The following is an 11,912-nucleotide window of genomic DNA, read 5'->3' as shown; positions in this document are numbered from 1 at the left end:
CAGGGCAAAGGCCGCCGACTTTCCCGTAAAAGCCGGAGAGTCGCAACCGAATACTGTCGTCTACCAACGTATTCCCCCGAAGCCCCCCGAGATTGCGTGAAGCGGTTAGACCCCGAGCGATTTCAGCTTCCGGTGCAGGGCCGAACGCTCCATGCCGACAAACTCCGCCGTGCGGGAAATATTGCCGCCGAACCGGTTGATCTGCGCGATGAGATATTCCTTCTCGAAGCGCTCACGCGCCTCGCGCAGCGGCAGAGCCATGATGTGCTGGTCGGATTCGGTTGGAGCCTTCGGCAGCGTGTCGCCGATTTCCGCAGGCAGCAGATCGGCGGTGATGACCGCTTCCGGATCATCGCCGCGCGCCAGGATAATCAGGCGCTCGATATTGTTGCGCAGCTGGCGGATATTGCCCGGCCAGGAATGGGACTGCAGCACGGCCATCGCATCCGGGCCGATCTTGCGCGGCTTGATACCCGCCTGCTCGGCAATCTGCGTCATGAAGAATTCGACAAGCGCAGGAATGTCATCGCGCCGGTCCGCCAAGGGCGGAACAATCACGGGAACCACGGCCAGCCGGTGGAACAGGTCTTCGCGGAACCGGCCTTCCGCAATCATCGCTTCGAGGTTCTGCGCGGTCGAGGAGATGATCCGTACATCCACCTTGATGCGCTTGGTGCCGCCTACCCGTTCAAACTGCTGATCGACGAGCACGCGCAGAATCTTGTTCTGCGTTTCACGCGGCATGTCGGCAATCTCGTTCAGGTAGAGAATGCCGCCATGGGCTTCCTCCAGCGCCCCCACCTTGCGCTCGCCGCCATCGGATTCCGTGCCGAAAAGCTCGACTTCCATGCGTTCCGGCGTGATCGTCGCCGCGTTCAGGTTGACGAATGGTCCCTTGGAACGGGTCGACAGGGCGTGGATGGCCCGTGCCGTGAGTTCCTTGCCCGCGCCGGACGGACCGGTGATCATGATGCGGCTGTTGGTCGGCGCGACACGCTCGATGGTCTGGCGCAGGTGGTTCATCGACAGCGACGTGCCGAGCAGTTCGGAGCTTTCCGTCGAGCGCTTGCGCAGGTCGGAAACTTCGCGCCGCAGCTTGGATGTTTCGAGTGCCCGTTCGGCGATAAGAATCAGACGGTCAGCCTTGAACGGCTTCTCGATGAAATCATAGGCGCCGCGTCGGATGGCCGAAACCGCGGTTTCGATGTTGCCGTGACCGGAAATCATGACCACGGGAATATCGGGATGGCGGCTCTTGATCTCGTCCAACAGGGCAAGACCGTCGAGCCGGCTGCCCTGCATCCAGATGTCCAGAAAGATCAGGCGGGGAATGCGATCATCGATCGCCGCCAATGCGCTGTCCGCGTCCGAGGCCACACGGGTTTCGTGCCCCTCGTCGCTCAATATTCCTGCAACAAGCTCGCGGATGTCGACTTCATCGTCGACGACAAGAATGTCAGATGCCATTTGAATTCACCTGTTTCGCCGATGGATCGGAATTGTCGGCTGTCTGTGTATTGGTATGGGTCGTGGGAAAAACCATGCGGATCATTGCACCCCGCCCGCCGTGGAAGTCCGCGGGGGCATCGTGCAGTTCAATTTGACCGTCATGTTCTTCAACGATCTTTTTGACAATTGCGAGGCCAAGACCTGTGCCTTTCTCGCGCGTCGTCATGTAGGGTTCAAGCAAACGCTGCCGGTGTTCACGCGGCAAGCCTTTGCCATTGTCGGAAATTTCGACAATCAGAGCGTCTCCCTCCTGCCTCGACCGGATACGGATATGTCCGTCACCCAGTCCATCTTTCACAACGGATTCAATTGCTTCTGCAGCATTTTTGATAACGTTTCCGAACGCCTGCCCGATAAGCCGGCCGTCGAATTGCCCGATGAGCGGCACGTTGCCGAAATCCCGCTCGAAGCGGATGTCGCTGCGGCTGACTTCGACGAGGAACGAGGCTTCGCGCAAGGCTTCGCGCAAATCCATCGCCTTGATTTCCGGTTTGGGCATGCGCGCAAAGGATGAAAACTCGTCGACCATGCGCCCGATGTCACCCACCTGCCGGATGATGGTTTCCGTGCACTGATCGAAAACTTCGCGATCTTCGGTGATCACCTTGCCGTAACGCCGGCGGATGCGTTCCGCCGACAGCTGGATGGGCGTGAGCGGATTTTTGATTTCGTGGGCGATGCGCCGCGCGACATCGGCCCAGGCGGATGAACGCTGCGCCTCCACCAGATCGGTGATGTCATCGACGGTGACCACATAGGAGTGGTCAGCGGATTCCGCGTCCTCCACGGTAATCTGGACATTGAACGTCCGGGCGCTGCCGCGGCGCGACATCGATACCTGTTCGCGGTAAACCGACCGGCCCGTGGCATGGGCAACCTCGAACACCAGCCCGATTTCCGGGACGAGCGCCGTCAGATTCTTGCCGACGGTCGTGACGGGGTCCAGATCGAACATCGCTTCGGCGGATCGGTTCATGATGCCGATTGCCCCATCGGCATCCACGCTGATGACCCCTGCCGTTACGCCGGACAGCACCGCTTCGGAAAAACGGCGGCGTTCGTCGATCTGGTCCTTGGCGGCAACGAGGTCGCGGCGCTGCGTTCCCAGCTGGCGCACCATGGTGTTGAAAGTCTGGGAGAGCGACCCGACATCGCCGTCGGAACGGCGCACCGGCACCGCGACATCCAGATTGCCGGTTGCAACATCATCCGCTGCACCTATCAGTAGCCGGATGGGGCGCACAAGCCGGTCCGCGACCGCAATGCCGGTCCAGATGGCCGACAGAAGCAAAGTCAGGGTCAGGCCGAAGTAGAGCAGAGCAAACAGAATCTGTGTGTCCACACCATTGGCAACCGGTTTTCCCGCATCGAGATTGTTGCCCTCGATGGCGCGCATGGAGTTGAGAATGTCCCCGTCGACCGGGCGGACCGTGTAGAGGAACATATCCGGTATCTGCTGGAGTTTGACGACGGCGCTGAGCAGATTGGTCCGTTCCGGCGGGATGAGCACAGGCTTGCCGTCCTGTGCCGTGTTGAGAATGGATTTCGCGACCGGCGGAATTGAAAAATTCGTGCGTATGTCGGCGCGAACGGAGGTGTCACCGTTGGAGCGGATGATGAATGCACCGATCAGGCCGCGGCCGAGCGCCTGCTGGGTCAGGAAGCGCGTGAAGCTCGTGCGGTCCAGATTGTACAGCGAGCGTTGTGCGTCGACATCGCTGACCATTTCAAGCGTCGTGCCCTGCAGGTTGCGCGCACTTTCCTGAATGTAGGAATTGGCAAGGCTGATCGACGAGTTGACGATCGTCGTGGTCCGCATTTCGAACCAGCGATCAAGCCCGAGATCGAGCGTGACCGATGCAACGATGGCCACCAGCATGGCCGGCACCGCAGCGACAAGCGAAAACAGCACGACGAGGCGCACATGCAGGCGGGAAGCGGCCTTCCCCCGGTTCCTGGCCTGGCTGATGCGATAGACTTCGCGGCCAATCAGCACGATCAAGGCGAGAATCAGCAGCGCATTGAGACCGGTCAGGACAAAAGTGAGGTTGCTCTCGGGCTGAACCGGGGTCATTCCCGTGAGGATGAAAAACGTTACGCCCGTCGTCAAAAGCGCCAGAACAACCGTGACAACGCCGATACGGGAGTAAAAGCGCTGCGTGTTGCCGCCAGCGGCAGCCGTGAGCGAGTTTCCCAACTGATTGACCGAATTTGATAAGAGCATTGCTTACGTCATCCCAACCAAGTTGCACTCATGCAACACATTGTGGCGGAAATGCAACGCCCTCTCGTCGAAACCTGTGCAGAATTGCTTCAACACCGCACGGTTGGCACGGCTGATCCTTTCGGGTTGACCCGGTCAATGGCCAGCATATTGCAGATCACAGCTTCCCTTGAAGAAGCAGTTTTCGCGCCGCCCTAACCTTCCGACCAAGTGCCAATCAGCATGTTGAGAAAGCGCTCGGCAGCGGGTGACAATGTTCCTCCCCGCCGCCGGACAACCCCGATGGTCCGCGAAATTTCCGGATTGCGGATCGGCCGGGTGACGAGAAACGGGTGCTCCTCCTGCGGCGTTGCCAGCTTGGGCAGCACGGAAATCCCCAGTCCCGCCTCGACGAGGCCGAGCGACGTTGACAGGTGCGTCACCTCGTAGAACCAGCGCAATTTCAGGTTGGATTTCGCCAATGCCGCGTCCAGCAGCGTCCGGTTGCCGCTGGAGCGGTGCACGGTAATCAGCGGATAGGGCGTCAGGTCTTCCCATCCGAGTTCGCTTTTGGCGGCAAGCGGGTGATCCTTGCGCGCCGCAAGCACGAACGGGTCCTCGATCAGCCGGTCGAAAATCAGATCGGGGTCGGCAGCGCCCATGATGTTGATGCCGAATTCCACCTCGCCGCGGGCAACAGCCAAAAGCCCGTCGGTGGCGGGAAGGTCAAGGATGCGGAAGCGGATGTGCGGGTATTCGGCATTGAACTGCTTGATCACTGTCGGCAGAAAATAGAAGGCGGCGGTGGGCAGGCAGGCGATGGTGACGAGCCCGCTGCGCTGGGCGCCGATATCCCGCACGGCAAAGAGCGAGCCGTCAAATTCCTCCAGCATGCGCTGAACGAGCGGAATGAGTTCGCTTCCCACCGCCGTGGCCGAGACATGGCGCGTGGTCCGCTCCAGAAGCGGCGCTCCGATGGTTGCCTCCAGCTTCTGGATGCGCCGGCTCAACGCAGGTTGCGAGAGATTCAAGGCTTCCGCCGCCCGGTGAAAGCTCTCCAGCTCCACCACCGAGAGAAAAGCCCGCAGATCCAGTATCTCACAATTAATGCTCATATCACATCAATCCTCGCAAACTTTGCATTTCACATATCAATCACCTTACCGCAAAATGCAAGAAACCGACAGATTGTTCTGTTGAACGCATGAATAATAAAGAGCACTGCGCCATGAATGACCTCCTTCGCATACCTTGCGTCCTCATGAGAGGCGGTACGTCCAAGGGACCGTTTTTTCTGGCATCGGATCTTCCCTCCGATCCGCAGCAGCGCGACCAGATCCTGCTGTCGGTGATGGGGTCCGGTCATCCCCTGCAGATCGACGGTATCGGCGGCGGCAACCCGGTCACCAGCAAGGTTGCCATCGTTGGCCCGTCCACGGTAACAGGTGCCGACGTCGACTATCTCTTTGCCCAGGTACGGATCGATCAGCAGATGGTCGACACATCCCCCAATTGCGGCAATATGCTTGCTGCCGTTGGCCCGTTTGCCATCGAAGCCGGTCTGGTCAGGACGACGGGAGCGGTAACGGGAGTGCGGATACACAATGTCAACACCGGCAAGCTGATCGAGGCGGAGGTGCCGACGCCCGACGGCCGCGTGGCCTATCTCGGCGATGCATCGATTGACGGGGTGCCAGGGTACGCTGCGCCGATTGCCCTGACATTCATGGACGCCGCCGGTGCACGGACCGGCAGGCTGTTTCCAACGGGCCATCCCCGCGAGATCATCGACGGCATCGATGTCACCTGCATCGATTGCGCCATGCCGATGATGATACTCGAGGCTGCGTCCATCGGAGCAACCGGTTATGAGAGCGCTGTCGAACTCAATGCCGACCGTGCCCTCCTCGAGCGGCTGGAAAGGCTGCGGCTGCAGGCGGGCCAGCGCATGGGCATGGGCGACGTGCGGATGCAAGTCACGCCCAAACCCGTCCTCATCTCAAAACCGAAAGCCGGCGGTGATCTGAATGTGCGCTATTTCATGCCGCACCAGTGCCATCCCTCCCTCGCCACGACGGGAGCCGTCGGCATCGCCACGGCGTGCATCAGCGATGCCACGGTCGCGTCACGCCTGATCGCAGGGCGCACGCTTCCGGTCAATCTTGTTCTCGAACATCCGAGCGGCCGTCTGGAAGTCAAGCTGGAATCCCGCAATGGCACCACGGTCGCCGGCATATTGCGGACCGCCCGGCGTCTGTTCGAGGGTCAAGTCTTTGCCAAACCTGTAGCGCAAATGGTTTGCGCAGCATAATTGAACGCGGTTGCCGGGAGGGCATCGCACATCTGGGAGGAAATACCATGCATAAACTCATGCTCGCTCTGGCGGCGACGGTGGCATTCGCAGGATCGGCGTTTGCCGAACCTGTCCGCATCAGCGTCGGCTCTTACAATCTCAACAACCTGCCATTTCCGGTCGCCTCGGGCCTCGGCCTTTATGAAAAGGAAGGGCTTGATGTCACCGTCGAGAATTTTGCCTCGGGCGGTTCGAAAACGCTGCAGGCGCTCGTCGCCGGTTCGACCGACATAGCGGTCGGCTTCTACGATCACACGATCCAGATGCAGGCGCAGAAGAAGAACGTTGTTGGCATCGTGCTGCTGGCACGCAATTCGGGGCTGGTGCTTGCAGGCGGCAAGAACAGCACATTCGATCCGGCAAAGCCCGAAACCATCAAGGGTGCCAAGATCGGCATTACCGCTCCCGGCTCCTCGTCGGATTTCTTCGTTCGCTACTATCTGCAGCGCCACCAGCTTTCGGCGGATGACGTTTCGCTCATCGGCGTCGGTTCCGGCTCGGCAGCCGTCGCCGCTCTCGAACAGGGAAAGGTCGACCTCCTGGTGAACTACGATCCGGCGGCGACCTTCATTGAAGCCAAGGGCGTCGGCAAAATCCTGATCGACGCGCGCAGCGACGACGGCGCCAAGGAGATCTACGGCGGCATCTATCCGACCTCGGTTCTCTACGCCACTCAGTCCTACATCGACAAGAATCCGGAGACGATCCAGAAGGTCGTCAATGCAACGGTCAAGGCCCTGGAATGGATGAACAAGAGCGCTCCGGAGGAAATCGTTCAAAAACTTCCCGAGGCCTTCATTTCCGGAGACAAGGAAACCTACATAAAGGCAGTGGCAAACGCCAAGCCCATCTTCTCGGTCGACGGCCGCTTCAACGAGACCGAAGTCGAAACGCCGCTGGCAGTCCTGAAAAGCTTCAATGACAAGGTGGCGGCAACGGACATCGACCTGAAGAAGACCTACACCAACCATTTCGTCGACAAAGCGCCGCACGAAGGCACGAACTGAGGGAGAGAACCATGGCCTTGGCAATGGTAAAACCGGTTGCGGCCGCAACCGTTGAACAGCCGCGAAAAGCGATGGTGTCCATCGATTCCGTAACGATGTCATTCGGCACGTTCGTTGCGGTGGAGAACGTCAATCTGACGGTGGCCGATGGGGAGTTTCTTGCCATCGTCGGTCCCACCGGATGCGGCAAGAGCACGATATTGAATGCCATCGCCGGGCTGCTCAAGCCGTCCGGCGGCCGCGTCGCGATTGACGGCAATCCGGTTTCTGGCATCCAGAACGATATCGGCTACCTGTTCCAGCAGGATGCCCTGCTGCCCTGGAAAACCGCCATCGAGAATGTTGAACTCGGGCTGCTGTTCAAAGGCGTCGCAACGGCGGAACGCCGCGAGCGGTCGATGATGTGGCTGGCCAAGGTGGGCTTGAAGGGTTTTGAGCAGCGATATCCGCACCAGCTGTCCGGCGGCCAGCGCAAGCGTGTGCAGATGGCGCAGGCGCTGATTACCGGTCCGAAAGTCATTCTGATGGACGAGCCGTTTTCGGCGCTCGATATCCATACCCGGCATCTGATGCAGAATGAGCTCCTGCGCCTGTGGCAGGAGGAGCGCCGCGCCGTGGTGATGATCACCCATGACCTGGAGGAAGCGATCGCGCTCGGCGACCGGGTGGCGGTGCTTGCCGCCGGACCGCGCAGCCGGGTTATCGACAGCTTCGACGTGGACCTTGCGAGACCGCGCGACGTCGCTGAAATCAAACTGGATCCACGTTTTATGGATCTGTACCGCAATATCTGGGCGTCGCTGCGCGGCGAAGTGGAGAAGAGCTATGAACGTCGCGACTGAACGACTGATCCAACTGGGCCTGCTTGTGGCCATCCTCGGCGGCTGGCAGCTTGGCGTGTCGACCGGCGTCATCGACGTGTTCTTCTTTCCGGCACCCGTCGACATTTTCAACCAGATCGTCAACTGGGTCATCGATCCCAATTTTTATCGCCATGTCACGATCACGCTGACGGAAACCGTGCTCGGCTATGTCATCGGAACGGGATTGGGCGTTGCCGCCGGCGTCTGGCTCGGCCTCAGTCGCAGTGCCGCACGCATTCTCGACCCGTTCATCAAGGGCCTCAATGCCATTCCGCGCGTGGTGCTTGCGCCGATCTTCGTGCTGTGGCTCGGACTCGGGTTGTGGTCGAAGGTGGCGCTTGCCGTCACACTCGTGTTCTTCATCACGTTCTTCAATGCCATGCAGGGCGTGCGCGAAGTCAATCCGGTGGTTCTGGCCAATGCCCGTATTCTCGGTGCAAAGCGTTCAGAACTCCTGCGCCATGTCTACTTCCCTGCTGCCGCCAGCTGGATTCTGTCCTCCCTGCGCACCTCGGTCGGCTTCGCGGTCGTCGGCGCCATCATCGGTGAATATCTTGGCGCGTCGGCAGGCCTTGGCTATCTGATCGCGCAGGCGGAAGGCAATTTCGATGCAGTCGGCGTTTTTGCCGGTATCATCATCCTGGCCGTCTTTGTTCTCGTCATTGACCGCGTGCTCGACGTGGTGGAGAACCGGCTGATCAAATGGCGACCAAATACGGCTGAAGAGAAGACAGCCTGATCCCGTCAGGCTGCCTGGTGACAGCCATAAATGCGGTTTGCCGCGGTGCTTTCCGGGACTTCTCAGGAGGCATCGCGGTCTTGAACCGTCACGCGCAGAATTTTCCCGGCTGCATCGAACAGAATGACTTCCTCGCCGGAACGCCGGGACACTTCACCCGTCTGGCGGTGCGTTGCGACCAGACGCCAAACCGATCTGGCCGATTGGGGCGACAGCTCTTCGATCAGATCGTCCTCGGCAACCTGATCGGGATAGCTTGCAAAATAGACCTTGAATGCGTCCAGGATAGCCTCCTGCCCGGCAATCTCGCCGATACCGCTCGATGCATAGACGGCATCGATTGCGAAAAAGCCGGCAAGTGCCTCAAAGTCGAGGGAGTTGATGGCAGCGTGGTAAAGGCGGGTTGTTTCAACGGGACTGAGCAGCATGAGGGGGTCTTACTCCGGTTTGAGCCCTTGGACAGTGCACTATCCCTCGCATTTGTTCCAGAACCCCCGTGCCCGAAATCGCAGGCGTTTGACAGCTGCCGCCGCTTCAAGGACATAATTGTCCGTGCACTGTTTCGGTGCAGCAGTGGATGCAGCGGTCTTTCAGCAACGGGGTGAAAACAAGTGCAGACAGCTCACACGGATATCCGTCAGAAGCATATGGCGGTGCGGACCCATGCACTGGACTTCTGGATGGCGCGCGCCGCCGTCCTCGTCGTTGCCGGATTGCAGTTTCTGCTGGTGAATGATTTTTCGTGGGGGCCGCGCTGGCTCGCGCCGGTGATCGAGCTTTTGCTGCTGGCGCCGCTGTCCATGGCAACCGCATGGGTACAGACGCGGGCAAGGCAAGCAACAACGGATGAGCATTTTCATCTGGTCGGGCGTTCGCGGCGCCTGATCCGCCGCGCCGCCCTCGGCCTGACAATCCTGATCACCTTCATGAACTTTGTCGCGCTGTATTTTCTTGTAAGAGCCCTTCTCGGCGGTCACGCCGGGTCGGCGCAGACGCTCCTGATCGATGCGGTCAACATATGGGTGACGAACGTCATCGCCTTCACCCTTTGGTACTGGAGCATCGACCGTGGCGGCCCGGCCAGCCGCGGGCTGACATCAAAAACTTATGGCGATTTCCAGTTCCCGCAAATGGTCATTCAGGATGAACGGCTGAAGGATTGGTCACCCGGCTTCATCGACTACCTCTTTCTGTCATTCACCAACGCGACGGCTTTCTCGCCGACCGACACGATGCCCCTGTCACCACGGGCAAAACTGCTCATGATGGCGGAAGCGTCGCTCTCCCTGCTGACCATCGCCCTTGTCGCAGCACGCGCCGTCAATATCCTGGCGTAGCGGCGAAACGGGAAGCCCTGATGAACGAGACGCGCATTCACCGGATTTTCGAGATCAGCATCCTGTTGAAGGGCGCCCATGCACTCATCGAGTGTATCGGCGGTCTGATCCTGGTTTTTGTCAACACGGCCTCTATCCGGCTGATGGTGAACACGTTCACACAGACGAGACTCCTGGACGATCCCGATGATTATATCGCCACGCACCTCGCAAGGCTTGCCGGCGATTTCTCCGTCAGCAGCCAGCATTTCTACGCCTTTTATCTGCTGAGCCACGGGCTGATCAAAGCCCTGCTTGTCATTGCGCTGCTGCGCAACAAGCTGTGGGCCTATCCGCTGTCCCTCGTGGTTCTGGGGCTATTCATCGCCTATCAGCTTTATCGCTACTCCTACACGCAGAGTCCGGCGCTCATCGTGCTGACGGTTTTCGACCTGTTTGTCATGCTGCTCATCTGGCATGAGTATCGACTGGTTCAAAAGCACGTCGCGCGGTAGGTCACCCCGATTGCGCTGAAATCCCTTTTATGGGTGTCAGAGTTCCATGAAGGACTCGAACCCGCCATAGATCATGCGCTTGCCATCGAAGGGCATCTCCCATTTATCGCTGGCAAGTCGTGGATCCGCCATGGCTTTCTTGTTGGTTTCGTCCCGCTGCTTTCGCGACGCATGAACAATCCACGAAAAGATGACGATTTCATCGTCCTTCGCCTGCACGGCGCGTGGAAACGAGGTGAGTTCGCCATAGGGAACGTCATCGCCAAGGCATTCCACATAGGCCAGCGCGCCATGTTCCTTCCAGACGTCACCAGCCACGCGCGCCATGGCCTTATAGGCATCGATCTTGTCCTTCGGTACGGCAAGCACAAATCCATCAACATAGGTCATCATACCCTCCTCATTCGGTTCAACGGCCCTAGGACGATTGAACGGGCCGACATTCTACATCGTTCCCGATTTTATTCGGGCGCTTACATATCTTTCGGCCAATGGCGTGTCGCTTCAAGCGATTCACCTGTCTCAAGCAGGCTCTTGAGGCTTGAGAGAAGGCTGGGCCATCCGGTGGAAACCTGTTCGATCAGCTTGGATTCCGGCCGGTCCATCTCATGGACTACAGTCAGTTTCACCATATCGCCCATCGGATCAAGCTCATAGGTGAGGCGCGAAAATCCCTCCTGCTTCAATTCCGGCAGGAATTCGTTGCGCCAGGACAGAACGAGGCGTTTGGGGGGATCGATTTCAACAACCTCTCCGGCATCGCCGACCCGCCCATCCGGAATCATGAGTTTCCACGAGGAACCGGGCTGCCAATCGCAATCCTGCCAGGTTCCCGCCCAATACTGCCGGGTAAATTCCGGATCGATCAGCGCGTGCCAGAGCTTTTCCGGCGTTGTGCGGATATAGGTCACGTACACAAATCTGGGTTTAGTCATGGCCGTCTTCCTCCAGGGTTTTCTTGAGTTCATCGAGGGTGCGCAGCGGACCCTGTTCATACTTGTGGATCCAGCGCGTGGAAATTTCATGGATCGGCACCGGATTGAGGTAGTGCAGCTTTTCCCTGCCCCGCCAGACCGTCGCGATGAGATTGGCCTCTTCCAATATTGCAAGATGCTTGGTTACGGCCTGACGCGTCATGTCGATGCCCTCGCAGAGTTCGCCCAGCGTCTGGCCGTTCCTGGCAAAGAGATTGTCGAGCAATTGGCGCCGGCTCACATCGGCAAGGGCCCGGAATGTCGCGTCTATGGTCATATCTACATTATGCAACCTTTTAGTTGCATGTCAAATCATTACGCGATGCCGCTGGGTTGCGCACCCTGTGCAACAGCCATGCATCAGAACTTGAAAACTGAAATACTGACAAAATAACAATGGAGTAACCGCTCTTTCTAAAGCGGTTACTCCACT

General features: G+C 59.0%; 13 protein-coding genes. 6 read left to right on the top strand and 7 right to left on the bottom strand.

Features of this window, described 5'->3' with window-relative positions:
* Positions 1–105 precede the first annotated feature (105 nt).
* The 3 genes from ACIQWS_RS07950 to ACIQWS_RS07940 all read right to left on the bottom strand — a co-directional run bounded on the left by ACIQWS_RS07950 (position 106) and on the right by ACIQWS_RS07940 (position 4,827).
* A complete protein-coding gene (locus tag ACIQWS_RS07950) occupies positions 106–1,467 on the bottom strand; it encodes a sigma-54 dependent transcriptional regulator (RefSeq protein ID WP_223614954.1) in 1,362 nt (453 codons plus the stop codon).
* Positions 1,457–3,733, bottom strand: a complete 2,277-nt coding sequence (locus tag ACIQWS_RS07945; protein WP_403174276.1) for an ATP-binding protein — start codon at positions 3,731–3,733, stop codon at positions 1,457–1,459. The genes ACIQWS_RS07950 and ACIQWS_RS07945 overlap by 11 nt, the downstream gene beginning before the upstream one ends.
* 194 nt (positions 3,734–3,927) lie before the next feature.
* Entirely contained in the window at positions 3,928–4,827 is a 900-nt protein-coding gene (locus tag ACIQWS_RS07940) for a LysR family transcriptional regulator (RefSeq protein WP_188346345.1), read from the bottom strand.
* A gap of 113 nt (positions 4,828–4,940) precedes the next feature.
* Here ACIQWS_RS07940 and ACIQWS_RS07935 point away from each other — a divergent pair, with 113 nt between their 5' ends.
* Genes ACIQWS_RS07935 through ACIQWS_RS07920 form a run of 4 tightly spaced genes read left to right on the top strand, consistent with a single transcriptional unit; the run spans position 4,941 to position 8,674 of the window.
* A complete protein-coding gene (locus tag ACIQWS_RS07935; protein ID WP_403174268.1) occupies positions 4,941–6,023 on the top strand; it encodes a 4-oxalomesaconate tautomerase in 1,083 nt (360 codons plus the stop codon).
* Positions 6,024–6,070: 47 nt separating this feature from the next.
* On the top strand, positions 6,071–7,072 hold the full coding sequence (locus ACIQWS_RS07930) for an ABC transporter substrate-binding protein (protein ID WP_403174264.1): 1,002 nt from the start codon (positions 6,071–6,073) through the stop codon (positions 7,070–7,072).
* A gap of 11 nt (positions 7,073–7,083) precedes the next feature.
* Positions 7,084–7,914 carry an ABC transporter ATP-binding protein gene (locus ACIQWS_RS07925; protein WP_346308299.1) on the top strand — a complete coding sequence of 277 codons (831 nt, stop codon included), beginning with the start codon at positions 7,084–7,086 and terminating at the stop codon, positions 7,912–7,914.
* Positions 7,898–8,674 (top strand): ABC transporter permease, encoded by a 777-nt coding sequence (locus tag ACIQWS_RS07920; RefSeq protein ID WP_346308300.1) that lies wholly within the window; start codon positions 7,898–7,900, stop codon positions 8,672–8,674. The genes ACIQWS_RS07925 and ACIQWS_RS07920 overlap by 17 nt, the downstream gene beginning before the upstream one ends.
* Positions 8,675–8,736: 62 nt before the next feature.
* Here ACIQWS_RS07920 and ACIQWS_RS07915 read toward each other — a convergent pair whose 3' ends face one another.
* Positions 8,737–9,102 carry a nuclear transport factor 2 family protein gene (locus ACIQWS_RS07915; protein ID WP_403174253.1) on the bottom strand — a complete coding sequence of 122 codons (366 nt, stop codon included), beginning with the start codon at positions 9,100–9,102 and terminating at the stop codon, positions 8,737–8,739.
* Between the two features lie 204 nt (positions 9,103–9,306).
* Between ACIQWS_RS07915 and ACIQWS_RS07910 the strand changes: the two genes are divergently transcribed.
* Positions 9,307–10,011, top strand: coding sequence for a hypothetical protein (locus ACIQWS_RS07910; protein WP_374042735.1), 705 nt, complete (start codon positions 9,307–9,309; stop codon positions 10,009–10,011).
* A gap of 20 nt (positions 10,012–10,031) precedes the next feature.
* On the top strand, positions 10,032–10,505 hold the full coding sequence (locus ACIQWS_RS07905) for a DUF2127 domain-containing protein (RefSeq protein ID WP_403174248.1): 474 nt from the start codon (positions 10,032–10,034) through the stop codon (positions 10,503–10,505).
* Positions 10,506–10,541: 36 nt separating this feature from the next.
* Here the strand turns inward: ACIQWS_RS07905 and ACIQWS_RS07900 are convergent, their stop codons facing one another.
* The 3 genes from ACIQWS_RS07900 to ACIQWS_RS07890 form a co-directional block, all read right to left on the bottom strand.
* Positions 10,542–10,895, bottom strand: coding sequence for a DUF1428 family protein (locus ACIQWS_RS07900; protein ID WP_346308302.1), 354 nt, complete (start codon positions 10,893–10,895; stop codon positions 10,542–10,544).
* 83 nt (positions 10,896–10,978) lie between these two features.
* Positions 10,979–11,440 carry an SRPBCC family protein gene (locus tag ACIQWS_RS07895; protein WP_403174239.1) on the bottom strand — a complete coding sequence of 154 codons (462 nt, stop codon included), beginning with the start codon at positions 11,438–11,440 and terminating at the stop codon, positions 10,979–10,981.
* Complete coding sequence (locus ACIQWS_RS07890; RefSeq protein ID WP_288193807.1) at positions 11,433–11,750, bottom strand: helix-turn-helix transcriptional regulator; 318 nt, start codon at positions 11,748–11,750, stop codon at positions 11,433–11,435. The genes ACIQWS_RS07895 and ACIQWS_RS07890 overlap by 8 nt, the downstream gene beginning before the upstream one ends.
* Positions 11,751–11,912: the final 162 nt, after the last annotated feature.

Source organism: Phyllobacterium sp. NPDC097923, assembly GCF_044760925.1.
Classification (GTDB): domain Bacteria; phylum Pseudomonadota; class Alphaproteobacteria; order Rhizobiales; family Rhizobiaceae; genus Phyllobacterium; species Phyllobacterium calauticae.
Note: the sequence above shows the minus strand (reverse complement) of the source record. Positions and strands in the feature narration are given on the sequence as shown.

What these genes read in the sequence shown, in the direction of transcription:
- ACIQWS_RS07915 (WP_403174253.1), bottom strand. Translation starts at nt 9,102, where the DNA reads ATGCTGCTCAGTCCCGTTGAAACAACCCGCCTTTACCACGCTGCCATC.
- ACIQWS_RS07935 (WP_403174268.1), top strand. Translation starts at nt 4,941, where the DNA reads ATGAATGACCTCCTTCGCATACCTTGCGTCCTCATGAGAGGCGGTACG.
- ACIQWS_RS07945 (WP_403174276.1), bottom strand. Translation starts at nt 3,733, where the DNA reads ATGCTCTTATCAAATTCGGTCAATCAGTTGGGAAACTCGCTCACGGCT.
- ACIQWS_RS07950 (WP_223614954.1), bottom strand. Translation starts at nt 1,467, where the DNA reads ATGGCATCTGACATTCTTGTCGTCGACGATGAAGTCGACATCCGCGAG.
- ACIQWS_RS07940 (WP_188346345.1), bottom strand. Translation starts at nt 4,827, where the DNA reads ATGAGCATTAATTGTGAGATACTGGATCTGCGGGCTTTTCTCTCGGTG.
- ACIQWS_RS07920 (WP_346308300.1), top strand. Translation starts at nt 7,898, where the DNA reads ATGAACGTCGCGACTGAACGACTGATCCAACTGGGCCTGCTTGTGGCC.
- ACIQWS_RS07895 (WP_403174239.1), bottom strand. Translation starts at nt 11,440, where the DNA reads ATGACTAAACCCAGATTTGTGTACGTGACCTATATCCGCACAACGCCG.
- ACIQWS_RS07900 (WP_346308302.1), bottom strand. Translation starts at nt 10,895, where the DNA reads ATGACCTATGTTGATGGATTTGTGCTTGCCGTACCGAAGGACAAGATC.
- ACIQWS_RS07905 (WP_403174248.1), top strand. Translation starts at nt 10,032, where the DNA reads ATGAACGAGACGCGCATTCACCGGATTTTCGAGATCAGCATCCTGTTG.
- ACIQWS_RS07925 (WP_346308299.1), top strand. Translation starts at nt 7,084, where the DNA reads ATGGCCTTGGCAATGGTAAAACCGGTTGCGGCCGCAACCGTTGAACAG.
- ACIQWS_RS07930 (WP_403174264.1), top strand. Translation starts at nt 6,071, where the DNA reads ATGCATAAACTCATGCTCGCTCTGGCGGCGACGGTGGCATTCGCAGGA.